We start from the raw sequence: 26,931 nt of genomic DNA on the forward strand, positions 1-26,931 counted from the left end.
TGTTCTTTTCATGCCGCTCTCTTCTCAGGCGGAGGCGCCCGCGCGTGCCTTCGCCGACGCTGCCCAAACCAGCGCTCAGCCTGCCAAAGCATCAAACAATCAATCGTATACGCTGCCTGACTTGGTGTGCTTCGCTCACCTGCATTGGGATTTTGTCTGGCAGCGGCCCCAGCATTTGCTTTCCCGCTTTGCCCAGCACGGGCGGGTGTTTTACGTGGAAGAGCCTTTCTACCACGCCGACGACCTGATTGAGCCCCACATTGAGGTGAAAGAGCGGCAGAACGGGGTGAAAGTAGTAGTAGCTCACCTGCCCAACCGCCTGCGCGGCGATGAAGCCGGCTCCGACCAGGCCCAGTACGAAATCCTGAGCCAGTACTTCGACCAGAACGCCATTACCAAGTACGCTTTCTGGTACTACACGCCCATGGCCCTGGCCAAGTCGCGCCAGTTTAAGCCCGTTCTGACCGTGTACGACTGCATGGACGAGCTGGCCAACTTCAAGTTTGCCCACCCCGAGCTGCGCAGCCGCGAGCAGGAGCTGTTCCAGAAAGCCGACCTGGTTTTCACCGGCGGCCACACCCTGTACGAAGCCAAGAGCAAGCAGCACGCCGATGCCCACTCCTTCCCGAGCAGCATCGACAAAGCCCACTTCGGGCAGGCCCGCGTAAAGCAGGCCGACCCGGCCGACCAGGCCAGGATTCCCCACCCCCGCGTGGGCTTCTTCGGAGTGGTAGACGAGCGCCTCGACATCGAGCTGCTGCGCGAGCTGGCCGCCACCCACTCCGAGTGGCAGTTTGTCATCATCGGCCCGGTGGTGAAAATTGACCCGGCCCACCTGCCCAACAGCAAGAACATCCACTACCTGGGCGGCAAAGACTACCAGGAGCTGCCCGCTTACCTGGCGGGCTGGGACGTAGCCACCCTGCTCTTTGCCGACAACGAAAGCACCAAGTTTATCTCGCCCACCAAAACCCCCGAGTACCTGGCCGCCGGCCGCCCCGTGGTAAGCACGCCCATCCGCGACGTGGTGCGCCCCTACGGCGACCTGAACCTGGTGCACATCGCCGACAATGCCCAGGACTTCGCCGCCGGAATTGAGAAAGCCCTGAAGCAGAACGACGACGCCGACTGGCGCCGCCGCACCGACGACTATTTAGCAACTATCTCCTGGGACCAGACCTGGCAGCAGATGGTGGACTTGATGCAGCAGCGCCTGAATGCCAAGACGCCCGATGCTGCCGCTGCCACTACGCCGCATGCCGACGTAGCCGAAGCCCTGCCCACTAAAGCTCCTTCGCTGAACTAAACACCTTACCCTTCTCCATTCTTCCTCTTCACATCTCCATACGTACCGCGCCATGTTTGATTATCTCATCGTCGGAGCCGGGTTTGCCGGCAGCGTGCTGGCCGAGCGGCTGGCCACCCGCAGCAATAAAAAAGTCCTCATTATCGACAAGCGCAACCACATCGGTGGCAACGCCTACGACCATTATAATGAGGATGGTATCCTGGTGCATAAGTATGGCCCGCACATCTTTCATACCAACTCCAAGGAGGTGTTCGACTACCTGGGCCGCTTCACCGAGTGGCGCCCCTACGAGCACCGCGTGCTGGCTTCGGTAGACGGGCAGCACGTGCCCATGCCCATCAACCTCGATACCATCAACAAGCTCTACGGCCTGAACCTGACCAGCTTCGAGCTCGACCAGTTCTTTGCCTCCGTAGCCGAAGAAGTGCCCTGCATCAAAACCTCGGAAGACGTGGTAGTGAGCAAGGTAGGCCGCGAGCTGTACGAGAAGTTCTTCAAGAACTACACCCGCAAGCAGTGGGGCCTCGACCCCTCGCAGCTGGATAAGAGCGTGACCAGCCGCGTACCCACCCGCACCAACCGCGACGACCGGTACTTCACCGACACCTACCAGGCCATGCCCCTGCACGGCTACACCCGGATGTTCGAGAAGATGCTCGACCACCCCAACATCAAGGTGATGCTCAACACCGACTACCACGACGTCATCGACTTCATTCCCTACAAGGAAATGATTTTCACCGGCCCCGTGGATGAGTACTTCGACCACAAGTTCGGCAAGCTGCCCTACCGCTCGCTGGAGTTCAAGCACGAGACGCTGAACAAGGAGAAGCACTTGGCGGCGCCCGTAGTGAACTACCCCAACGAGCACCCCTACACGCGCATCACCGAGTTTAAGGCCCTCACCGGGCAGGACCACCCCAAAACGGCCATCGTATACGAGTACCCGCAGGCCGAGGGCGACCCCTACTACCCGATTCCGATGGCCGAGAACGCCGAGCTGTACAACAAGTATAAGAAGCTGGCCGATGAAACGCCCAACGTGCACTTCGTGGGCCGCCTCGCCACCTACAAGTACTACAACATGGACCAGGTAGTAGCCCAGGCCCTGACCCTGTACAAGAAGCTCACCGAGAAAGAGGAGGCTGCCAAGCCGGCCCGCCCGGCCATCTCGGGCAGCACCGCGCTGGTAGAAAAGCTCATCAGCCGCGCTCCCAAGCAGGAGTAGCATGTAATGGGGACGGAGCCTGCCGACGTCCCTGCCGTTTAACCCGCCGGCTTGCCGGCACCCCCACTGTCACCTTCGGCATCCGCGCTTTCGGCGCAGGGCCGGGGGTGACAGTTTTATTTTCAGCTGGTTGCCGGTTTTAGTTGTCAGTTATTCGTTGTCAGTTGTCAGGATTGTTCTGACGGCTGCTTTAGACGAACGGGCTGACAACTGACAGCTGACAACTGACAACTTCCCGCTTATGAACCAACTTGAACTCTGGGGCGGCATCGAATGCAGCCATTGCCGCTTGGGCGACCGGTATTCCGACCAGCTAAGCCGCAACGGACATTGGCACCGCGTAAGTGACCTCGACGCCATTGCCGAGCTGGGCATTAAAACCCTACGCTACCCGCTGCTCTGGGAGCACGTGGCGCCCAACAGCCCCGACGAATGCGACTGGAGCTGGGCCGATGCCCGCCTGCCCCGCCTGCGCGAGCTGGGCATCAACCCCATCATTGGACTGGTGCACCACGGCAGCGGCCCCCGCTACACCGCCCTGCACCAGGACAACTTCGCCACCGGCCTGGCCCGGCACGCGGCCAGCATCGCCCGCCGCTACCCCTGGCTGACGCACTTCACGCCCGTAAACGAGCCCCTCACCACCGCCCGCTTCAGCTGCCTCTACGGGCACTGGTACCCCCATACCAGCTGCGACCGCACCTTCGTGCGGGCCCTGCTGAATGAGCTGGACGGTACCCGCCAGGCCATGCGCGCCATTCGGGAAATAAACCCGGCGGCTCAGCTGGTGCAGACCGAAGACCTGGGCCAGGCCCACGGCACGCCCGCCATGCAGCACCAGGTGGAGTTTGAAAACCACCGCCGCTGGCTCAGCTTCGACATCCTCTGCGGCCGCGTCACGCCCGAGCATCCCTTCTGGGGCTACCTCCTCGAGCACGGCGCCAGCGAAGACGAGCTCCGCAGCTGGCACTCCGACCCCTGCCCGCCTGACGTGCTGGGCATCAACCACTACCTCACCAGCGAGCGGTTTCTCGACGAGGACACTGCCCACTACTGGGACTGCCACAGCGCCGGCAGCGGCGGCCGCTACGCCGATGTAGAGGCCGTGCGCGTGGGCTGCGTGCAGATGGCCGGCGTGCAAAGCCTGCTGGAGCAGGCCTGGCAGCGCTACCACCTGCCCCTGGCCATCACCGAAGCTCACCTCAACTGCACCCGCGACGAGCAGGTGCGCTGGCTGAACTACGTGTGGGAAAGCGCCGAAGGTGCCCGCCGCGCCGGTGCCGACGTGCGCGCCGTGACGGTGTGGGCCCTGCTGGGCTCTTTCGACTGGAACAGCCTGCTCACCCGCGATGCGGGCTTCTACGAGGTGGGCGTGTTCGACGTGCGCAGCGGACAGCCCCGGCCCACCATGCTGGCCACAATCTCGAAAGCGCTGGCTAATGGCGGGGTCTTCCGCCACCCCATTCTGCAATCTCCCGGCTGGTGGCAGCGCCCCGAGCGTATTCACTTCCGCCACCAGCCCCCGGCCGAGATGCACGCCGTGCACGAAGACGCCGTGCTGGAAGAGTCCCCTGACAAAACCGAAGCGCTTGAGTATGCAGCTTGACCGTAGCCCCGACCAGAAAATTACGCCCCTGCTCATTGCCGGGGCCAACGGCACCCTGGGCCGGGCCATCACCCGCATCTGCCACATCCGCGGCCTGGCCGCCGTGGCCCTGGGCCGGGCCGAGCTGGACATTGCCGACCCGGATTCGGTGGCCCGGGCCCTTGACCGTCACCAGCCATGGGCGGTGGTGAATGCCGCCGGCTACGTGCGCGTCGACGAGGCCGAAACCGACGAGGCGCGCTGCTTTCGGGAGAATGCCACCGGCCCGGCCGTATTGGCTGCGGCCTGCGCCAGGCGGCAGCTGCCCTTTCTCACGTTCTCCTCCGATTTGGTGTTCGATGGCGAGCAGGAGGGGCCCTACACCGAGTCGGCCCGCCCCAACCCGCTAAATGTGTACGGCCGCAGCAAGCTCGCCGCCGAGCAGGCCGTGCTGGCTGCCCATCCCGGCGCCCTGGTAGTGCGCACCAGCGCCTTTTTCAGCGGCTGGGACGCCTACAACTTCGTGCACTTCGCCCTGCACGCCGCCCGCCGTGGCCAGCCTTTCGAGGCGGCCGACGACGTACGCGTAGCCCCCACCTTCGTGCCCGACCTGGTGAATACCTCCCTCGACCTCTTGCTCGACGATGCCCACGGCATCTGGCACCTGGCCTGCCAGGACAGCTGCACCTGGGCCGAGCTGGCCAGCGCCGCTGCCCGCAAAGCCGGCCTTTCCGACGCCTTCGTGGTGCCGCGCCGCATGGCCGAGTTTGGCCTGCCCGCGCCCCGGCCCCGCCAAAGCGTGCTCGGCAGCGAGAAAGGCATGGTGCAGCCCAGCATCGACGACGCCCTGGGTAGGTGCGTGTGGGAGCTGGGGCACTAGCCCCACCCCCGACCCCTCCCCTGCGGGGGAGGGGAGCCGAATGACTACCATGTAAAGAGAGGAGTGGAGTAAAGAGCAGAATTGCTTCTTAACTCCTCCCTTTTAACCTAGAGCGGGGATTGGCTCCCCCTCCCCCGCAGGGGAGGGGGCCGGGGGGTGGGGCTCTGCCACCTTGTCTTATCCGGCTCTTTGGGCTGGTTTTAGCTAGAAAAGCCGTAAATTTGGGGTGCGCCCACGCGCTTTTCCGCTAAAACAATACCTGATGTTTGATTTCCTAGGCAAGACCGTCGCCAAGCTGTTTGGCTCCAAATCGGAGCGTGATTTGAAAGACGTGCTGCCCTACGTGGCACTGATTAATGCCGAATATGCCAAACTGGCCGGTTTGACGGACGACCAGCTGCGTGAGCAGACCAACACGGTGCGCGCCCGCATTGCTGAGCGGCTGGCTGGTATCGACGGGCAGATTGCCAGCCTGCAGCAGCAGATTGATACCCAGCCCCAGCTCGACGTAGCTGCCAAAGAGGCCGTTTTCGAGCAGATTGACGCGCTGGAAAAGCAGCGCAACAAAGACCTGGAAGTGGTGCTGCTTGAAGTGCTGCCCCAGGCATTTGCCATTGTAAAAGAAACCGCCCGCCGCTACAAGGAAAACGGCCAGCTGGTGGTGACGGCCACCGACTACGACCGGGAGTATGCCAGCCGCAAAGCCAACGTCACCATCGAGGGCGACCAAGCCATCTGGGCCAACAAGTGGCTGGCTGCCGGCGCCGAAATCACCTGGGACATGGTGCACTACGACGTGCAGCTGATTGGCGGCGTAGTGTTGCACCAGGGCAAAATCGCCGAGATGGCCACGGGTGAAGGTAAAACCCTGGTATCGACCCTGCCCTCCTTCCTCAATGCCCTCTCCAAGCGGGGCGTGCACCTGGTAACGGTAAACGACTACCTGGCCAAGCGCGACTCCGAATGGAACGCGCCGCTGTTCGAGTTCCACGGCATCACCGTCGACTGCATCGACAAGCACCAGCCCAACACGCCGGAGCGCCGCGCCGCCTACCTGGCCGACATCACCTACGGCACCAACAACGAGTTCGGCTTCGACTACCTGCGCGACAACATGGCGCGCGACCCCGAAGAGCTGGTGCAGCGCAAGCACCACTTCGCCATGGTCGACGAAGTGGACTCCGTGCTGATTGACGATGCGCGCACGCCGCTCATCATCTCCGGCCCGGTGCCCCGCGGCGACGTGCACGAGTTCTACCAGCTCAAGCCCCGCATCCAGCGCCTGGTGGACGAGCAGAAGAAGCTGGTGCAGCAGTACCTGGTGCAGGCCCGCAAGCTCATCGCCGAAGGCAAGACCGGCGTGGAAGAGGGCGACAAGAACGGCGAGGGCGGCCTGATGCTGTTCCGCGCCTTCCGCGGCCTGCCCAAGAGCAAGCCGCTCATCAAGTTCCTGAGTGAGACTGGCGTGCGCCAGGTGCTGCAGGCCACCGAAAACCACTACCTGGCCGACAACTCGCGCCAGATGCCCAAGGCCGACATGCCCCTGTTCTTCACCATCGACGAGAAGAACAACCAGATTGAGCTGACCGAAAAGGGCATCGACCTGATTACCTCCCAGGGCGAAGACCCCCACCTGTTCATCATGCCCGACCTGGGCATGGAAATCGCGGCCATCGAGAAAGACGCCGCCCTCTCCAACGAGGAAAAGCTCCAGCGCAAGGAAAAGCTGATGAGCGACTACCAGGAGAAGTCAGAGCGGGTGCACACCGTAAACCAGCTGCTGAAGGCCTATACCCTGTTCGAGAAAGACGACCAGTACATCCTGACCGAGGACGGCAAGGTGAAAATCGTGGACGAGCAGACCGGCCGCGTGATGGAAGGCCGCCGCTACTCCGACGGCCTGCACCAGGCCATCGAAGCCAAGGAAGGCGTGCGCGTGGAAGATGCCACCCAGACCTACGCCACGGTGACCCTGCAGAACTACTTCCGCATGTACCACAAGCTGTGCGGCATGACCGGCACGGCCGAAACCGAAGCCGGCGAGTTCTGGGAAATCTACAAGCTGGACGTAGTGGTGGTGCCCACCAACCGCCCCATCTCCCGCAAAGACGAGCACGACCAGGTATACAAGACCGTGCGTGAGAAGTACAACGCCGTGGCCATGGAAATCGACAAGCTGGTGAAAGCCGGCCGCCCGGTGCTCGTGGGCACTACCTCGGTTGAAATCTCCGAGCTGGTGAGCCGCATGCTGAAGCTGCGCGGCATTCAGCACCAGGTGCTCAACGCCAAGCAGCACCAGCGCGAGGCCGAGATTGTGGCCGCCGCCGGCTTCCCCGGCACCGTGACCATCGCCACCAACATGGCCGGCCGTGGTACCGACATCAAGCTGCGCGAAACCAGCCGCGAGTCGGGTGGTCTGGCCATCATCGGCACCGAGCGCCACGAAAGCCGCCGCGTCGACCGCCAGCTGCGGGGCCGCGCCGGCCGCCAGGGCGACCCGGGCTCCTCGCAGTTCTTCGTGTCGCTGGAAGACAACCTCATGCGCCTGTTCGGCTCCGACCGCATTGCCAAACTCATGGACCGCATGGGCATGGAAGAAGGCGAGGTGATTCAGCACTCCATGATTACCAGCTCCATCGAGCGGGCCCAGAAGAAAGTGGAGGAAAACAACTTCGGCACCCGCAAGCGCCTGCTGGAGTACGACGACGTGATGAATGCCCAGCGCGAGGTGGTGTACCGCCGCCGCCGCAACGCCCTGTTCGGCGACCGGATGGAGGTGGACATCCTCAACATGATTTACGACGTGAGCGAGGACATCGCCACGGGCCACAAAATCACCAACGACTTTGAGGACTTCAAGCTGGCCGTCATTCGCGTGTTCGGCTACGACACCTTCCTGACCGCGAACGACCTGAGCACGCTGCAGGCCCCCGCGCTCACGCAGAAGCTCTACAACGAGGCCCTGCAGTACTTCCAGAGCAAGAACGAGCACATCGCCTCTACCAACCTGCCGCTGGTAAACGACCTGCTGGCCCAGAACGCGCCCTACGAGAACATCGCCGTGCCCTTCACCGATGGTAAGAAGCAGGTGACGGCCATTGCCAACCTGCGCAAGGCCCAGGCCACGGGCGGCCACGACATCCTGCGCCAGATGGAGAAGGTAGTGGTACTGTCCGTAATTGACACGGCCTGGACTCAGCACCTGCGCCAGATGGACGACCTCAAGCAGGTGGTGCAGAACGCCGTGTACGAGCAGAAAGACCCGCTGCTGGTGTACAAGTTCGAAAGCTTCGAGCTGTTCAAGCGCATGATTGGCAAGGTGAACGAGGAAACCACCAGCTTCCTGTTCCACGCCGACGTGCCGGTGCAGCAGGCTGCCGTGGGCACCAACGCCGAGCCCGAGTACTACTACGAGGACGAGGAGCACGACCTGCGCCTCACCGAGCAGAAGGAATCCATGCTCGACTCCCTCGGTGCCGGCCCCGAAGACATGGAGCAGGCCCCCGTGGTGGTAGAAAAGCAAATGCCCGTGCGTGCCCATAAAATTGCCAACCGCAACGACAAGGTGAGCGTGCAGTACATGGACGGCACCGTGAAGCGCGACGTGAAGTACAAGAGCGTGGAGCAGGACGTAGAAACCGGCCGCGCCGTGCTGATTGACTAAGGTTCGCTAATTGCTGAATAAGAGAGCGCCCCGGCCGGTTTGGTCGGGGCGTTTCTGCTTTAAAAAGTCATATGCTAGCAAGAAGTTAGGCATTCCTTTGCCCGGCGCCCACCCGAAATAATCATCGCTGGTCGCCGATGCTGCTTTCGTTATAAAATTTTCCGCTTTCAATCCGGCCGGCCTGGGTACTGTCCTCGCTATTAGCCATCCGCGCGGGTTCAGGCGCCAGCCAGCTAATACCTTTACCACAGATAGCCCTCCGCTGATTGGTTTAACTCTAACAAGCATAATGACGGGACTTTACTTTCCACTGAAATTCATTGGCCGGAGCGGTTCGGGCTTACTGCTGGGCATCTGTCTGCTGATGATAACCGTGGGGCCGGCGGCCGCGCATGGTGGGCCAAGCCAGACATCGGTACCCTCGCTCGGCATGGTACTCATGGCCGACGGCACCCTGCGCCCGGGGGCCAACGGGGCGTTTGACGCCACGAGCTTCACCATGAGCACCGCACCCGATGGCCGACCGGTGTTCCGGCCCACCGGTGTAACCGGTGCCGGTGACTATAAATGGCAAAGTGGCTTCGGTCTGCCGGAAGGGGTAAACGGCAATGTAAAGGCAGTGGCGCAGGCTGGTACCAACGTCTACATCGGCGGCAATTTCACGGCAGCCGGCAACACAGTAGCCAACTATGTAGCCAAGTGGGATGGAAATACCTGGAGCAGCTTGGGTACCGGGGCTCAGAACGGTGTGGATGGCTTCGTACACGCGCTGGCCGTAGCCCCGAATGGCGACCTGTACGTGGGTGGCCTCTTTACCCGAGCGGGTGGACTTGTGGCCAATAGCATTGCACGGTGGAATGGCACAGCCTGGAGCACCCTAGGTACCGGGCCTCAAAATGGGGTGAGCAGCAACTCATACGTGTATGCGCTGGCAGTAGCGGCTAATGGCGACCTGTACGTGGGCGGTAGCTTCGCTCAAGCCGGGGGGCTGGCCGCCAATGCCCTTGCTAAATGGAACGGCACCACCTGGAGCCGGGTCGGCACCAGTGGCTTCAGCATGGGCGGTGCTGTTAAAGCACTGGCCATTGTCCCCGGCGGCGACCTGTACGTGGCCGGCAGCTTTTCGCAGGCCGGGGGCCTTGCAGCCAACAACATTGCCCGGTGGAACGGCTCCGCCTGGAGTGCCCTGGGCGCTGGCATCCGGAATCAAAATGGCATCGGCGGCTTGATTAATGCCTTGGCCATCGATACCAATGGCGTTGTATATGTGGGCGGCGACTTTAACCAGGCCGGCACTCTGGCCGCCAATCATGTGGCACAGTGGAATGGTACGGTTTGGAGTCCGCTCGGAGCAGGCGCTACCGCCCGGGTGGCGGCGCTGGCCCTAACGACTGGCGGGGAAGTGTTGGTAAGCGGCGACTATGTCCAAGTTGGGCCTCTTGGGCCCAATAACATTGCGAGGTGGGATGGGACGGCCTGGAGCAGTCTGGGCAACGTCACTTTCGTGTACGCGCTGCTGCGCTCATCCACAGGTGACATCTACGTCGGGGGTGCGTTCGGCAGCGTATCTGGCACAAGCGCCCACGGCCTTGCCCGCTGGAACGGGGCAACCTGGTCCGCCATCGGTATGGGGGTGGGTCAGGGCATGTTTTACCATGTATCTGCCGTAGCCGTGGCTGCCAATGGCGACGTGTACGTGGGCGGCCAGTTTGACCAGGCCGGGGGCACGGTGGCAGCCGGGGTGGCGAAATGGGACGGTACAGGCTGGAGCCCCCTGGGCACCGGGGCGGCCAACGGTGTGTACGGCTATGTGAGAGCGCTGGCGATTGCCCCAACGGGTGAGGTATATGTGGGCGGTTCCTTTACCCGGGCTGGAGGGCAGTTGGCTAATCATGTGGCCAAGTGGAACGGAACGGCCTGGAGTGCCCTGGGCACCGGCGCTCAGAACGGGGTGCGTAGTAATGGCGTGTATGCGCTGGCCATAGCGCCCAGCGGCGACTTGTATGTGGGAGGTAATTTCTCGGAGGCTGGGCCCGTACTGGCCAACAACGTAGCCAAGTGGGATGGAACCAATTGGAGTCCCTTGGGTAGCGGGACGAGCATAGTGTCGGCATTGGCTTTGGCGCCCAGCGGCGACCTATACGCCGTCAGTGACAACAACATTGCGAAGTGGAATGGCAGTAGCTGGGCCACCTTGGGTGGTTTCAGCGGGGGAGAAGGAAGAACTCTGGCCGTTGCTGGGAACGGCCATGTGTATGTAGGTGGCTTTTTCACCCAAGTAGGAAGCATGCCGGCCAATGGTCTTGCGAAGTGGAACGGCACGGCCTGGAGCACCCTGGGCACCGGCGCCTCCAATGGCGTACTGGTGCCCGGCGGGGGCCGTGCCGGCGTGATAGCACTAGCTCAGAGCAGCACTGGAGAGCTGTTCGTCGGTGGCGCCTTTCAGCAGGCCGGCGGCGCCGCGGTCAGCAACGTGGCTTCGTGGAACGGCTCGGCCTGGACGAGCCCGGCCCTTGGAAGCGGGCTCAACAGCTTTGTGCAGGCCCTGGCTTTGCTGCCCGGCAACCGGCTCTGCGCTGGTGGGCTCTTCACCGGTGTAGGCGACGGCAGCAAAGCGAGCGTGGGCTTCGGTATTTATGACCCTGCCGCCATCCCTACTGCCGTAGCAGCCCCCATTGTCGTACCTGCCCTGCACATCTATCCTAACCCCGCCTGCGGCCTGACTACGTTGCAGCTAGTGCCTGCACGTTCTGGCCGCGCCGGAAGGGTGCTCGATGCTCTGGGCCGGGTAGTGCTTTCTTTTCGGGTACCTGCCGGGGCCGCTTCGGTAGTACTGGACGTGCCTGACCTGCCGGCTGGTACCTACATCGTGCGGGTAGAGGAGGCCCAGGTGCGGCTGGTGGTGGAATAAATAAGCAGCTCCTAACACCAAAAGGCCCGAACGGAAACCGTTCGGGCCTTTTTACTAAAGTGAAGGGTGCTTAGGCCTGGCCGGCCGAGGCGTATCTTTCACGGTGTAGCAATAGTCGTCCATCTGGCGCGGGCTGGCTTTGCCCAGGTTGTCCTGCAGGGGTTTAGAGCCGCGCTGCACCAGCGGCAGGGCCTGGGCCACAATGACATCTCGCTGCTCGTAGGTTTTCCCAGCTCTTTTTCCAGAGCCTTGGCATCGGCATGAGCCTTGAGCGTCGCCGGAACCTTGGCAGCCACGGCCTGTCGCTCGCAAGCTGGTTTGCCCACGATAAGCGACGCCTTTGTTGATGGCCGCTGCCACGTTGGCAGCGAGATTCAGAACGCCGGTGGCGTCTGTGATGGAAGGGGAGGGCAGGGCCAGGGAAGTACACCTCCGGCAAAAAATAAAGCCGGGTGCCATGGGCACCCGGCTTTACCGGTTCAGGAGCTAAGCGAGCTTAGCGGCGTACCACCTTGATTACGCGGCGGGTCGAGCCCTGCTCCAGGTGGAGCAGGTAAGCGCCGGAGGGTAGCTTATGCACGCCGTCTAGGGAGATGTCCGTGGTGCCGGCGGGCAGGGTCACTTTCTGGCCCATGAGCGTGCGTCCAACTGCGTCGGTCAGGTGCAGCGTGGCAGGACCAGCCGTGGGCGTGGTTACGCGTACCATCAGCTCCGCATCGAAAGGCGTTGGGAAGGCGGCCACGCTCAGCTCGGCAGCCAGGCGGCCCAGCTGCACGGTACGCACGGGCGAGTAGGTGAAGGTGCCGTCGAGGTCGACCTGCTTGAGGCGGTAGTAGAGCGTGTTGGTCTCGCCGGGGTAGTTGGCGTCGGTCAGGGCGTAGTCCGTGGGGCTGTTGCTGTTGCCCTGGGCTACGCGGCTGCCGANCTTCGTACCCTGCTTCACAGCCGTGAACGTCAGCAGCTCGACCGGCAGCGGGGCCAGCTCGTTGCCCAGCGTCCAGATGGAGAAGCTGGTGATGGCCGGACGGTACACCGTGTTGGCCGCCGCATCGCGGGTGATGTAGCGCATGGGCGTCCACTGCCCGCCCAGGCCGGCGCCGGACTTGAACAGGGCCAGGTTGGCTTCGGCGATGCCGTTGAGCTCGTGCTCGAAGTAGCCGAAGGTCATGTTCACGTTCAGGCCCGTGTTCACCGTGGCCTGGATGTCGAAGTAGCGCTGGATGCTCACCGAGCCGTTCACGCCCGAGACGGCCGTGCCGGTGGTGCGAATCACGCGGGTCGAGCCCGGCAGAGCCGTGGAGCTGGCATCGGGCTGCAGGGTCAGGCCCAGGCCGCCGAAGCTGGTGCTCACACCGGCCGTGTTCAGGTTGCGCGTCATCTCCACGTTGCCAATCACGTAGGCCGTTTCCGACTCCGTGATGGTAGCCGCGGGGGCTAGGGTGATGGTGAAGCTGCCCGTGTTGAGGAGGCCGGCAGCTACTTCCAGCGAGTTGTTCACCGTCAGCGCACGTGGCAGCGTTACGGTGCCACTGGCGAGGTCTACGCGCAGGTTGCTCATAGTGCCAACGTTCACCAGGCTGGGGCTGCTGCCTTCCAGCTGAATCATGCCGGTAAGGGTCATCGGGGCCGTGTTCTGGTTGATGAAGTTGCCGGCTACGCGCATGGTGGCGTTGTTCATGGTCAGGCTGGCGCCGCTTTCAATCGTCAGCGTCCGCACCAGGCCAGTGCTGGCCGGAGTCATGTTGGGATAGCGCGGGCGACCTACGGGCAGGCGGGCGTCGGTGCTGAGCGTGGGCACGCAGCCCACCCAGTTGTTGGCGTCAAACCAGTCGGTGCTCACGTTACCCGTCCACAGGGCCTCATTGGGCACAGTGATGGTTTGCGTAGCCGTCGAGGTACAGCCGTTGGGTGCCGTTACGGTTACCGTGTACGTCGTGGTCGTGGCGGGCGAAGCCGTCACGCTGGGCGTATTGGTGGCGCTCAGGCCCGCAGCCGGGCTCCAGGAGTAGGTGTAGTCGATGGGCGTGTAGCGCCAGGCGTTGTTGGCAGCGGTCCAGTTGGTGTTGTTGCGGCCCGGCACCGTGTAGCTGAACAAGCCCGACTGGTCTTCCACGCCTTGCACCTTGGTGTAGGTCGTGTTGTTCTGGGTGCCAATGTGCAGCTCGGCGATGTTAGAGCCTTCGAGCAGGTGAATCTGCCCGTTGAGCACCCCACCACCCGAGTAAGCGGCTACGTTGTTGTAGCTCACCACAAAGCGGCGGTTGGGCGCCGTGCCGGTGATGAAGTAGGTGATGTTGCCACCGCTGTTGGTGTTCCAGTCGTTCCAGCTCAGGGCAATGAAGTTGTTGATGCCACCGGCGCTGGGGCTGGTTTCCGCTACGTAAGCAGCGCTCGGCGTGGGACCAAACTGCACGTTGCCGTTGGTAGAGATGAAGAGCTGGCTGTAGGTGTTCCCGAAGAAGGTGAAGGGGAAGCCAATGTTGATGGCTGCCGACACCACGTCGTCGCCGGCCGGGCCGGCCGTGCCAGCTGCCGTAATCGGGGCGTAGGCAATGTTGGTGAACACGGCAGGCGTTACATCAGCCGTCAGGTTTACCGAGCCGCCACCCGCGCACAGCGTGGTCGGGCCGCTGCTTGATATAGTAACCGTAGCCGGTGCGTTAATCGTGGCAGTGACCGGGGTACGGGTGCTTTCGCAGGAGCCGTTGGCGGCACTGTTGAGCACGCTCACATAATACGTGGTGGTGGTCGTCAGCGAAGGCGTAGTATAGCTCGGGCCGGTGGCGCCGGCAATGGGCATACCGCCCGTGGCCACGGTGTACCAGGCATACGAACCACCGGTCGGAGCACCACTGGCCGTCAGCGTCACCGTGCCCGGGCCGCAGCGGCTGGCGCTGGTCGTGGTCGGAGCCGTGGGCAAGGGAGTCACCGTGATGGTCTGCGTGGCCGTGCCCGAGCAGGTGCCGTCGTTCACGGTCACGGTGTAAGTGGTCGTGGCCGAGGGCGAAGCCGTCACCGTAGCGCCGGAAGTGGTGTTCAGACCAGTGGCCGGGCTCCAGGTGTAGGAGTAGCTCGAAGGCGTAAAGCGGTGAGCGCTGTTGGTGGCCGTCCAGTTGGCATAGTTGCGTCCGGTAACAGCCAGGCCGGCCGTGCCGTTGGCATTTTCCAGGCCCTGCACCTTGGTGTAGGTCGTGTTGCTTTGCGTGCCCAGGTGCAGCTCCACGTTGTTGGAGCCTTCGAACAGAATAATCTGGCCGTTGAGGATGCCGCCGCCGGTATAGGCCGGCACGTTGTTGTAGCTGACCACGAAGCGGCGGTTGGGCGCCGTGCCGGTGGTGAAGTACGTCACCTGGCCGGCCGTGCCGGGCAGCCAGTCGTTCCAGCTCAGGGCGATGTAGTTTTCGGGGCCACCAACTGTGGGAAGGGGCTGGGCTACATAAGCCGCGCTATTGCTGCCGAACTGGATGTTGCCGTTGGTGGAGATGTTGACGCTGGTGTAAGAGCTGCCATAGAAGCTGAAGCTGAAGGGCAGGGCAACGGTCATAGTCAGGTCATCGCCCACCGGGCCGTTGGTGGCCGTGCCGGTAAGCGGGGCGTAGGCGACCGTGCTCACCGAGTAGTTCGGGGCGCTGGTGGCGCTGGCCGTCAGGTTCACCGAGCCGCCCGCGCAGAAGGCGGTCGGGCCGGCCGGGGTCACCGTCACCACCGGAACCGGGTTAATGGTGGCGGTAGCGAGCGAGCGGGGACCTTCGCAGGAGCCGTTGGCCGCGCTGCTGAGTGCGCTCACGTAGTAATGCGTGGTGGCCGACAGGCTGGGGGTGGTGTAGGAAGCGGTGGTCGCAACGGGGGTGCCGCCAAACTCGGCGGTGTACCAGGCATAGGAGCCACCGGCCGGGGCGCCGCTGGCCGTCAGCGTCACCGTGCCCGGGCCGCAGCGGCTGGCGCTGGTGGCGGTCGGGGCGGGCGAGACGGGGTTAATCGTGGCGGTAACGGCCGTGCGGGTGCTTTCGCAAGAGCCACCGGCCGCATCGCTGAGCACGCTCACGTAGTAGGTCGTCGTGGCCGAGAGCGAGGGCGTGGTATAGGTCGAAGCCGTTTCGCCGGCAATGGGCGTACCGCCCGTGGCCACGGTGTACCAGGCATAGGAACCACCGGCCGGGGCGCCGGCAGCCGTCAGCGTTACCGAACCATCGCCGCAGCGGCTGGCGCCCGTCGCTGTGGGAGCCGCAGGTACCGCGTTGATGGTGGCCGTAACAGCGGTACGGGGGCTTTCGCAGGAGCCATTGGCGGCGCTGTTGCGCACGCTCACGTAATACGTGGTGGTAGCCGAGAGGCTGGGCGTGGTGTAGGTGGCAGCGGTGGCGCCGGCAATGGGCGTGCCGCCCGTGGCCACGGTGTACCAGGCATAGGAACCACCGGCCGGGGCGCCGCTAGCCGAAAGGGTCACCGAACCCGCGCCGCAGCGGCTGGCACCCGTTGCCGTGGGGGCCGTGGGGTTGGGGTTGACCGTGATGGTCTGCGTGGCCGTACCCGAGCAGCCGGCCTCTGTTACGGTGACCGTGTAGGTGGTCGTCGTCGTGGGGCTGGCCGTTACCGTCGCGGTGTTGGTGGCGCTCAGGCCCGTGGCTGGGCTCCAAGCGTAAGTGAAGGCCGCAATGGGGGTGAAGCGTTGCGCATCGTTGGTCGCAGTCCAGTTGGTCAGGTTGCGGCCAGTCGTGGCCACCCCGGCCGTGCCGGCGGCGTTCTCAACCCCCTGCACCTTGCTGTAAGTGGTGTTGCTCTGCGCAGTGATGTGTACTTCAGCGATGTTAGAGCCTTCAAAGAGCACAATCTGCCCGCTGAGCGTGCCGCCGCCGGAGAAAGCCGTCAGGTTGTTGTAGTTCACTACAAAACGGCGGTTGGGCGCCGTACCCGAGGTGAAGTACTGAATCTGACCGGCTGAAGCTACCCAGTCGTTCCAGCTCAGCGCGATGTAGTTGTTGATGGGTGTCGTTGAGGGTATTGCGCTGGCTGTCCAAGCCGTGCTGGGGCTACTGCCAAACTGCACGTTACCATTAGTCGAGATGGTGATGTTGTTGTAGGAAGCCCCGTAGAAGCTGAAGCTGAAGGGCAGCGCTACGTTCTGTATTGCATCGTCGCCGCTGGGGCCGTCTACCGCACCTACTACCGGTACCAGCGCGTAGGTAGCAGCCGCTGCGGTGTAGCCGCCAATGCCGCTGGCGCCGTTAGTAGCCGTCAGGTTTACTGAGCCACCAGCACAGAAGGCCGTCGGTCCGCTGGCCGTGATGGCAGGAGCCGGCACGGGGCTGATGATGGCCGTGGCTGCGGTGCGGGTGCTTTCGCAGGAGCCGTTAGCCGCGCTGTTGAGTACACTTACAAAGTAGGTAGTCGTGCTGGTCAGCGAAGGCGTGGTGTAGGTGGCCGTGGTGGCTACCGGCGTGCCGCCGAAGGCCGCCGTGTACCAGGCATACGAACCACCGGCCGGGGCGCCGCTGGCCGAGAGCGTCACGGTGCCCGGGCCGCAGCGGCTGGCGTCGGTAGCAGTGGGGGCAGTGGGTACCGGGTTAATGGTAGCGGTAACGGCGGTGCGGGTGCTCTCGCAGGAGCCGTTGGCGGCGCTGTTGAGCACGCTCACGTAGTACGTGGTGGTGGCCGAGAGCGAAGGCGTGGTGTAGGTCGAGGCGGTTTCGCCGGCAATGGGCGTGCCGCCGCTGGCTACCGTGTACCAGGCATAGGAACCACCGGCCGGGGCGCCGGCAGCCGTCAGCGTTACCGAACCGTCGCCGCAGCGGCTGGCGCCGGTAGCAGTGGGGGCAGTGGGCACCGGGTTAATGGTAGCGGTAACGGCCGTGCGGGTGCTTTCGCAGGAGCCATTGGCGGCGCTGTTGCGCACGCTCACGTAATACGTGGTGGTAGCCGAGAGGCTGGGCGTGGTGTAGGTAGCAGCGGTGGCGCCGGCAATGGGCGTGCCGCCCGTGGCCACCGTGTACCAGGCATACGAACCACCGGCCGGAGCACCGGCCGCGCTCAGCGTAACAGTACCCGCGCCGCAGCGGCTGGCGCTGGTCGTGGTCGGAGCCGTCGGTACGGGGTTCACCGTGATGGTTTGCGTAGTAGAGCCCGAGCACGTGCCATCGTTGATGGTGACGGTGTAGGTCGTCGTCGACGTTGGCGAAGCTGTTACCACCGCACCCGAAGTCGTATTCAGGCCAGTAGCCGGGCTCCAGGTGAAGGTTTGCACCGGCGTAAAGCGGGAAGCGCTGTTGGTAGCGGTCCAGTTGCTGGCATTGCGGCCTGTGATGGCGAGGCCCGCCGTGCCGGCAGCGTTTTCTATGCCTTGCGTTTTGGTACTAGCGGTGTTGCTCTGGGTGCCCAGGTGCAATTCAACGATGTTGGAGGTTTCCGACAGAACAATCTGACCGTTAAGGGTGCCGTTGCCCGAGAAGTGGGGCACGTTGTTGTAGCTGACCACGAAGCGGCGGTTGGGCGCCGTGCCGGTGGTGAAGTAGGTCACCTGGCCGGCCGTGTTGGGCAGCCAGTCGCTCCAGGCCAGGGCGATGTAGTTGTCGGGGCCACCGGCCGTGGGGATGGGCTGGGCCGAAAACTGAGCGGAGTTGCTGCCGAACTGAATGTTGCCGTTAGTGGAGATATTGACGCTGGTGTAGGTGCCGCCGTAGAAGCTAAAGCTAAAAGGCAGAGCTACGGTCATGGTCAGGTCATCACCGATGGGGCCATTCGTCGCGGTGCCCGTCAAGGGAGCGTAGGTTATCGTCGTAGGCGTGTAGTTGCTCGTGGCAGATGAGCTAGCCGTAAGAGTAGTAGAGCCACCGGCGCAGAATGTCGTCGGACCACTTGCTGTTACCGTTACAACAGGCTCGGGGTTGATGGTGGCGGTTACGGCCGTACGGGTGCCTTCGCAGGAGCCGTTAGCCGCGCTGTTGAGCACGCTCACGTAGTAGGTCGTCGTGGTGGTCAGCGAGGGCGTGGTGAAGCTGGCCGTGGTGGCTACCGGCGTGCCGCCCGTGGCCACGGTGTACCAGGCATACGAACCACCGGCCGGGGCGCCGCTGGCCGTCAGCGTCACCGTGCCTGGGCCGCAGCGGCTGGCGTCGGTAGCAGTGGGGGCAGTGGGTACCGGGTTAATGGTAGCGGTAACGGCCGTGCGGGTGCTCTCGCAGGAGCCGCTAGCAGCATCGTTGAGCACGCTCACGTAGAAGGTGGTCGTGGCCGAGAGCGAGGGCGTGGTGTAGGTCGAAGCCGTTTCGCCGGCAATGGGCGTACCGCCCGTGGCCACGGTGTACCAGGCATAGGAACCACCGGCCGGGGCGCCGCTAGCCGTCAGCGTTACCGAGCCGTCGCCGCAGCGGCTGGCGCCCGTCGCTGTGGGAGCCGCAGGTACGGGGTTAATGGTGGCCGTGACAGCGGTACGGGTGCTTTCGCAGGAGCCATTGGCCGCGCTGTTGCGCACGCTCACGTAATACGTGGTGGTAGCCGAGAGGCTGGGCGTGGTGTAGGTAGCAGCGGTGGCGCCGGCAATGGGCGTGCCGCCCGTGGCCACCGTGTACCAGGCGTAGGAACCACCGGCCGGGGCGCCGCTAGCCGAAAGGGTCACCGAACCCGCGCCGCAGCGGCTGGCACCCGTAGCCGTGGGGGCCGTGGGGTTGGGGTTGACCGTAATGGTCTGCGTGGCCGTTGTGGTGCAGCCGCCGTCATTCACCGTCACGGTGTAGGTGGTCGTCGTCGTGGGCGAGGCCACCACGGTCGCGCCGCTAGTCGTGTTCAGGCCCGCGGCCGGGCTCCAGGTGAAGGTCGGGGCGGCCGGGGCAAAGCGCTGCCCGTCGTTGGTGGCCGTCCAGTTGGTGAAGTTGCGGCCGGCGACGGCCAGGCCGGCCGTGCCGTTGGCATTTTCCAGGCCCTGCACTTTGCTGTAGGTCGTGTTGCTCTGCGTGCCAATGTGCAGCTCGATGGCGTTGGAGCCTTCGAAGAGCACAATCTGCCCGTTGAGGATGCCCCCGCCGGAGAAGGCGGGCACGTTGTTGTAGCTGACCACAAAGCGGCGGTTGGGCGCCGTGCCGGTGGTGAAGTACGTCACCTGGCCGGCCGTGCCGGGCAGCCAGTCGTTCCAGCTCAGGGCGATGTAGTTGTCGGGGCCACCGGCCGTGGGGATGGGGCTGGCCGAGAAGGCGGCGCTGAGGCTGGCGCCGAACTGGATGTTGCCGTTGGTGGAGATGCCCACGGCGTTGTACACGGCGCCGTAGAAGCTAAAGGCAAAGGGCAGGCTCACGGCTTGCACCTGGTCGTCGCCAACGGGGCCGTTGGTGGCCGTACCGGTCAGGGCGGCGTAGGGCACGGTGGAGGCCACGTAGCCGCCGGCCCCGCCGGTGGTGGCGGCGGCCGTGAGCGTGGCCGAGCTACCCGAGCCGGCGCAGTAGGCGGTCGGGCCGGTGGCCGTGATGGTGGCCGTGGGCACGGGGCTGATGATGGCCGTCACGGCCGTGATGGTGCTTTCGCAGGAGCCATTAGCCGCGCTGTTGAGCACGCTCACGTAGTAGGTCGTCGTGGCCGAAAGGCTGGGCGTGGTGTAGTTGGCCGTGGTGGCCACCGGCGTGCCGCCGGGCGTGGTGTACCAGGCATACGAACCACCGGCCGGAGCGCCGCTGGCCGTCAGCGTCACGGTGCCCGGGCCGCAGCGGCTCACGTTGGGCGCGGTCGGTGCCGGGGAGACGGGGTTAATGGTAGCGGTAACGGCGGTGCGGGTGCTCTCGCAGGAGCCGTTGGCGGCGCTGTTGAGCACGCTCACGTAGTACGTGGTGGTGGCTGAGAGCGAAGGCGTGGTGTAGGTCGAGGCGGTTTCGCCGGCAATGGGCGTACCGCCCGTGGCCACGGTGTACCAGGCATACGAACCACCGGCCGGGGCGCCGGCAGCCGTCAGCGTTACCGAACCATCGCCGCAGCGGCTGGCGCCCGTAGCTGTGGGAGCCGCAGGCACCGCGTTAATGGTAGCGGTAACGGCGGTACGGGGGCTTTCGCAGGAGCCATTGGCCGCGCTGTTGCGCACGCTCACGTAGTAGGTCGTCGTGGCCGAGAGCGAAGGCGTGGTGTAGGTGGCAGCAGTTGCGCCGGCAATGGGCGTGCCGCCCGTGGCCACCGTGTACCAGGCATAGGAACCACCGGCCGGGGCGCCGCTGGCTGAGAGCGTTACCGAACCCGCGCCGCAGCGGCTGGCACCCGTAGCCGTGGGAGCCGCAGGAATCGTATTGATGGTAATGGTCTGGGTAGCCGATGCCTGGCATCCGCTTGCATCCGTAACAGTCACCGTGTACGTGGTGGTGGTGGTGGGCGAAGCCGTTACCGTCGCGGTGTTGGTAGCGCTCAGTCCCGCAGCCGGCGTCCAGGCATAAGTGAGCGGTGCAAAGAGGTAGGCGCTGTTAGTAGCCGTCCAGATGGTGGCGTTGCGGCCAGGGGAAGCCTCACCAACGGTGCCGTTGGCATTTTCAACGCCCTGTATTTTGCTGTAGGTGGTGTTGCTCTGGGTGCCGATGTGCAGCTCGACGTTGCTGGAGCCTTCGAAGAGCACAATCTGCCCGTTGAGGATGCCCCCGCCGGAGAAGGCGGGCACGTTGTTGTAGCTCACCACGAAGCGGCGGTTGGGCGCGGTGCCGGTGGTGAAGTAGGTCAGCTGGCCGGCGGTGCCGGGCAGCCAGTCCATCAGGGCCAGAGCAATGTAGTTGTCCAGGCCCCCGGCCGTGGGTATAGCCGGCTGGCCCAGCGTGTTGAATGGTGTCGAGCCAAACTGCACATAGCCGTTGGTGGAGATGAAGAGCTGGCTGTAAGTGGTGCCGTAGAAGGTGAAGGGGAAGCCGATGTTGATGGCCCCCGACATCAGGTCGTCGCCAATCGGACCGTTCGTGGCCGTGCCCGACAGCGCCGTATAAGGTACCGTTGAAACAGTGTAGCTGCTGCTGCTCACCCCGTTCGCCGTGAGGTTGACCGTGCCGCCGGCGCAGAAAGTAGTGGGGCCATCAGCTGTAATGTTTACAGTAGGCAGCGGGTTGATGGTAGCGGTAACAGCAGTGCGCGGCCCTTCGCAAGAGCCGGAAGCCGCCGAGCTCAGCGCGCTTACATAGTAGGTGGTGGTAGCCGAGAGGCTGGGCGTGGTATAGCTGGCTGTGGTAGCCACCGGCGTGCCGCCCACGGCCACGGTGTACCAGGCATAGGAGCCACCGGCCGGAGCACCACTGGCGGTTAGCGTTACCGAACCCGGGCCGCAGCGGCTGGCACCCGTTGCCGTGGGGGCTGCGGGAGTCGGCGTCACGGTTACGGTTACCGGAGTGGAGGTAGCCGTGCAGCCTTGCGGGTTGGTCACCGTAACGCTGTAGTTGCCGGAAGTAGTAGCGGTAATTGCCTGGGTAGTGGCCCCGTTGCTCCAGGAGTAGGTAGCCAGAAACTGGGAAATGGGAGTATAGCGGAAGCTGAAGCCCGTCGTGTAGAAGGTATTCCATCCTACCATGCCGGTAATCACCATGCCGTTGGGTACATAGTTTGTGCCCACGGTATAGTCGATTATCCCAGCCAAGGTGCCTGCTGAAGTGCCACCGGTACTGTTATTGCCATTGCCGGTGATGTAGGAGATGGTTTGACCAAAGCCTTGCAGACCAGATATGTTGCCGCTGCTACTGCCAAACACAGTTGCACCCACTAGCGCCGTGTTGCCGGAAAGCAGGTAGGGGCCATTAGGGCCACCACCGTTGCTGCTGCCATTGGGTGTGGTGTACACAACGGCGGCACCCAGTGTTCCATCGGGGTTGAGCTGGCGGCAGGCCAGCTGCACTTGGTCCATCCAGGAGCCCGTACGGCCGGTGTAGCCAACAGCTACGTAGCCAGCGGGGCAGTCGCAGGTAATCTGGCTACCACCCGCGTTAGGGGTATTCAGGAAGGGGGTAGCCCCAACTGCTGAAGTAGTGGGCGAGGCTGCAGTCAGGGTAACGGAGCCACCGGCACAGAAAGTAGTCGGACCACTGGCAGTGACGCTGGCTGTGGGCACGGGGTTAATGGTAGCGGTGACGGCGGTCCGAGTGCTTTCGCAGCTGCCATTGGCGGCGCTGTTGAGCACGCTCACATAGTAGGTGGTCGTGGCCGAGAGCGAAGGCGTGGTGTAGGTGGAGGCAGTTGCGCCGGCAATGGGCGTGCCGCCCGTGGCCACCGTGTACCAGGCGTAGGAGCCACCGGCCGGAGCACCGGCGGCGGTCAGCGTCACCGTGCCCGGGCCGCAGCGGCTGGCACCAGTAGCAGTTGGCGCCGTGGGCACCGTGTTAATGGTGGCGGTAACGGCGGTGCGGGTGCTTTCGCAGGAGCCGTTGGCGGCGCTGTTGAGCACGCTCACATAGTAGGTGGTCGTGGCCGAGAGCGAAGGCGTGGTGTAGGTGGAGGCAGTTGCGCCGGCAATGGGCGTGCCGCCCGTGGCCACCGTGTACCAGGCGTAGGAGCCACCCGCCGGGGCACCCGCAGCCGAGAGCGTTACCGTGCCCGGGCCGCAACGGCCGGCACTGGTCGTCGTCGGTGCGGTTGGAATGGTGTTGATAGTGGCGGTAGCCGCGGTGCGGGTGCTTTCGCAGGAGCCGTTGGCGGCGCTGTTGAGCACGCTCACATAGTAGGTCGTCGTGGCCGAGAGGCTGGGCGTGGTGTAGCTGGCCGTGGTAGCCACCGGGGTGCCACCGCTAGCCACGGTGTACCAGGCATAGGAGCCACCAGCCGGAGCACCGCTGGCCGTCAGCGTCACCGTGCCCGCGCCGCAGCGGCTGGCGCTGGTCGTGGCCGGGGCAGCTGGAACCGTGTTAATGGTGACGGTCTGGGTAGCCGTACCCGTGCAACCGTTCCCGTCCGTTACCGTCAGGGTGTAGGTAGTAGTAGCCGTGGGTGATGCTACTACCTCCTGCGTATTGGTGGCGCTCAGGCCGGCGGCCGGGCTCCAGGCATAGGTGTAGCTTGCTCCGCCGGTAAAGAGGTAAGAGCTGTTCGAGGCCGTCCAGTTGGTGGCGTTGCGGCCAGGGGAGGCAACGCCGGCCGTGCCACTAGCATTTTCGATGCCCTGTATTTTGCTATAAGTGGTATTGCTCTGGGTGCCGATGTGCAGCTCCACGTTGTTGGAGCCTTCGAAGAGCACAATCTGGCCGTTGAGGATGCCCCCGCCGGAGTAAGCGGGCACGTTGTTGTAGCTCACCACAAAGCGGCGGTTGGGTGCCGTGCCCGTGATGAAGTACGTGAGCTGCCCGGCCGTATTCGGCAGCCAATCCATCAGAGCCAGGGCAATGTAGTTGTCGAGGCTGCCAGCCGTGGGAATGGCCGGCTCGCCGAGCGTGTTGAAGGGCGTCGAGCCAAACTGCACGTAGCCGTTGGTGGAGATGAAGAGTTGGTTGTAGGTAGTGCCGTAAAAGGTGAAGGGGAAGCCAATGTTGATGGCCCCCGACACTAAGTCGTCGCCAATCGGACCGTTCGTGGCCGCACCACTAAAGGTGGTATAGGCAATCGAAACCGGATTCGTCGGCCCGGCCGCGAGGGTAACGGAGCCACCGGTACAGATGGAGGTAGGCCCGGCTGGGGTGATGGTAGCCGTAGGCGGCGTATTAATGGTAGCGGTGACGGCGGTACGGGTGCTTTCGCAGGAGCCGTTGGCGGCGCTGTTGAGCACACTCACGTAGTACGTGGTCGTGGCCGAGAGGCTGGGCGTGGTGTAGCTGGCCGTGGTGGCCACCGGGGTGCCACCGCTGGCCACGGTGTACCAGGCATAGGAGCCACCGGCTGGAGCACCGCTGGCCGTCAGCGTCACCGTGCCCGCGCCGCAGCGGCTGGCGCCGGGAGCAGTGGGGGCAGGGGCGGGAGTATTTACCGTAACGGTTTGCGTGGCAGTGCCTGTGCAGCCGTTGCCATCCGTAACGGTTACGGTGTAGGTGGTGGTGGTGGTAGGGCTGGCCGTTACCGTCGCGGTATTGGTGGCGCTTAGACCGGCGGCCGGACTCCAGGAATAGGTGGGGGCACTAGGCGTAAAGCGGTAAGAGCTGTTGGAGGCCGTCCAGTCGGTGGCGTTGCGGCCGGGCGAGGCTACGCCGGCCGTGCCACTGGCATTTTCTACCCCCTGCACTTTGGTGCGGCCTACGTCGCTTTGCGTGCCCAGGTGCAGCTCAATAATACCAGAGCCTTCGAAGAGCACAATCTGGCCGTTCAGTACCCCGCCGCCCGTGTAGGCGGGCACGTTGTTGTAGCTGACTATGAAGCGGCGGTTAGGGGTAGTGCCGGTGGTGAAGTACGTGAGCTGGCCAGCCGTACCGGGCAGCCAGTCCATCAGGGCCAGGGCAATAAAGTTGTTGACGCTGCCAGGGGATGGGATGGCCGGTTCACTCAGGGTATTGGAAGTTCCCGGACCAAACTGCACGTTGCCGTTGGTGGAGATGAAGAGCTGGCTGTAAGTGGTGCCGTAGAAAGTGAAGGGGAAGCCAATGTTGATGGCCCCCGACACCAGGTCGTCGCCAATCGGACCGTTCGTGGCCGCACCAGTAAAGGTGGTATAAGGCACAACAGTGGCCGAATAGCCGTCGGCCGAAGAGGCAGCAGCCAGGGTAACCGAGCCACCCGAGCAGAAGGTTGTGGGGCCCCCTGGTGTAATGCTGGCGGTGGGCGCATCGTTAACGGTAGCGGTTACGGCGGTACGGGTGCTTTCGCAGGAGCCATTGGCGGCGCTGTTGAGCACGCTCACATAGTAGGTGGTCGTGGCCGAGAGGCTGGGCGTGGTGTAGCTGGCCGTGGTGGCCACCGGCGTGCCACCGCTGGCCACGGTGTACCAGGCATAGGAGCCACCCGCCGGGGCACCGCTGGCCGTCAGCGTTACCGTGCCGGGGCCGCAGCGGCTGGCGCCGGGGGCAGTGGGAGCAGTTGGAATGGTATTGATGGTCGCGGTAACGGCCGTACGGGTGCTTTCGCAGGAGCCGTTGGCGGCGCTGTTGAGCACGCTCACATAGTAGGTGGTGGTAGCCGAGAGGCTGGGCGTGGTGTAGCTGGCCGTGGTAGCCACTGGGGTGCCACCGCTGGCCACGGTGTACCAGGCATAGGAGCCACCGGCCGGGGCGCCGCTGGCCGAAAGGGTCACCGAACCCGCGCCGCAGCGGCTGGCGCCGGTGGTGGTTGGGGCTGCCGCGGCGCTGTTTACGGTAATTGTCTGCGAGGCCGTGCCGGTGCAGGAGCCTTCGCTTACCGTAAGGGTGTAGGTAGTAGTAGTGGTGGGGCTAGCCGTTACCACAGCTGTATTGGTGGCGCTCAGGCCGGTAGCCGGGCTCCAGGAATAAGTAATGTTGGGCGTAAAGCGGTACGCCTCGTTGGCGGCCGTCCAGTTGGTGGCGTTGCGGCCGGCATTAACCAGGCCGCCGCTGCCGTTGGCATTTTCCAGGCCCTGGGTCTTGGTATTACCCGTATTGTTCTGGGTAGTAGTATGCAGCTCAATGAAGTTGGAGCCTTCAAAGAGCACAATCTGCCCGTTCAGTGAGCCATTGCCGGTTATATGCGGCGTATTATAGCGTACTACAAATCGGCGGTTGGGGGCGGTGCCGGTGGTAAAGTAGTTCACCTGCCCAGCCGTATTAGGCAGCCAGTCGCTCCAGGCGAGCGCAATGTAGTTGTCGACTCCGTCACCAGCAAGGGGAATAGGCTGGGCTATATAAGCCGCACTATTGCTGGGCGGAAACTGGATATTGCCATTGGTGGAGATGTTTACGCTGGTGTAGGAAGCCCCATAAAACCAAAAGGTAAACGGCAGCGCCACGTTCATCATCACATCGTCGCCCACCGGCCCATTAATGCCAGCTCCTGTCAGGGGAGCAAAGGCTACAGTACTAGCGGTATAGCCCCCCGAACCTTTGGCATTTACCGGTGCCGACAGCTGCACCGAGCCAGGGCTGCAGTAGGTGGTTGGCCCACTGGCCGTAATAACCGGCGCGGGCGGGGAAGTACATACCTGTCCCCAGGATAACGTACTTGTGAGCAGAAACAGCAAAGCCCAGCTTAATGAGGATTTGCATTCATAGTAGAGTTTCTCCATAAAGCTACTTTTTTACAGAATGAGACAACATTGGCAAATGTAGTATAAATAGCGAAAGTTTTGCTTATGATTAATAATAAATCTGCGAAAAAGATACTTTTATTGCAACTAATTGCCTGTTAGATGATTAATGGCATGTTATTGTGGAGTGCTATAAGATGGCCGGCATTTTTTTGAAAACTAGTCAGTAATATTATTAATATTTTAAGTAGATGTAAGAGGTTAAAGATTGTTATTAATTAAATTTATTAATATTTTAATTTTTATTA

General features: G+C 63.4%; 8 protein-coding genes. 6 read left to right on the forward strand and 2 right to left on the reverse strand.

Translation table 11 applies throughout. From position 1 onward, the window contains the following. The first annotated feature begins 10 nt into the window (after positions 1-10). From ABD919_RS02460 to ABD919_RS02485, 6 genes are all read left to right on the forward strand, one after another. Entirely contained in the window at positions 11-1,306 is a 1,296-nt protein-coding gene (locus ABD919_RS02460; RefSeq protein ID WP_345233453.1) for a glycosyltransferase family 1 protein, read from the forward strand. Between the two features lie 52 nt (positions 1,307-1,358). After that, complete coding sequence (gene glf, locus ABD919_RS02465; protein ID WP_345233455.1) at positions 1,359-2,537, forward strand: UDP-galactopyranose mutase; 1,179 nt, start codon at positions 1,359-1,361, stop codon at positions 2,535-2,537. A gap of 241 nt (positions 2,538-2,778) precedes the next feature. Then, complete coding sequence (locus tag ABD919_RS02470; protein ID WP_345233456.1) at positions 2,779-4,143, forward strand: family 1 glycosylhydrolase; 1,365 nt, start codon at positions 2,779-2,781, stop codon at positions 4,141-4,143. Further along, positions 4,133-5,002: a dTDP-4-dehydrorhamnose reductase gene (rfbD, locus tag ABD919_RS02475; RefSeq protein ID WP_345233458.1), complete on the forward strand. Its 870-nt coding sequence runs from the start codon at positions 4,133-4,135 to the stop codon at positions 5,000-5,002. Before ABD919_RS02470 ends, rfbD begins: the two co-directional genes overlap by 11 nt. 262 nt (positions 5,003-5,264) lie before the next feature. Next, positions 5,265-8,666 (forward strand): preprotein translocase subunit SecA, encoded by a 3,402-nt coding sequence (secA, locus tag ABD919_RS02480; protein ID WP_345233460.1) that lies wholly within the window; start codon positions 5,265-5,267, stop codon positions 8,664-8,666. A 289-nt stretch (positions 8,667-8,955) separates the two neighbouring features. Continuing rightward, a complete protein-coding gene (locus ABD919_RS02485) occupies positions 8,956-11,577 on the forward strand; it encodes a T9SS type A sorting domain-containing protein (RefSeq protein ID WP_345233462.1) in 2,622 nt (873 codons plus the stop codon). A gap of 54 nt (positions 11,578-11,631) precedes the next feature. Here ABD919_RS02485 and ABD919_RS02490 read toward each other — a convergent pair whose 3' ends face one another. Both ABD919_RS02490 and ABD919_RS02495 read right to left on the reverse strand, forming a co-directional pair. Next, the gene (locus ABD919_RS02490; RefSeq protein ID WP_345233464.1) at positions 11,632-11,778 is read right to left on the reverse strand and encodes a hypothetical protein; all 147 of its coding nucleotides are present in this window, start codon (positions 11,776-11,778) and stop codon (positions 11,632-11,634) included. A 295-nt stretch (positions 11,779-12,073) separates the two neighbouring features. After that, positions 12,074-26,662, reverse strand: a complete 14,589-nt coding sequence (locus ABD919_RS02495) for an Ig-like domain-containing protein (RefSeq protein WP_345233465.1) — start codon at positions 26,660-26,662, stop codon at positions 12,074-12,076. Positions 26,663-26,931 lie beyond the last annotated feature (269 nt).

It is taken from the genome of Hymenobacter saemangeumensis (assembly GCF_039541835.1).
In the GTDB taxonomy this organism is placed as follows: domain Bacteria; phylum Bacteroidota; class Bacteroidia; order Cytophagales; family Hymenobacteraceae; genus Hymenobacter; species Hymenobacter saemangeumensis.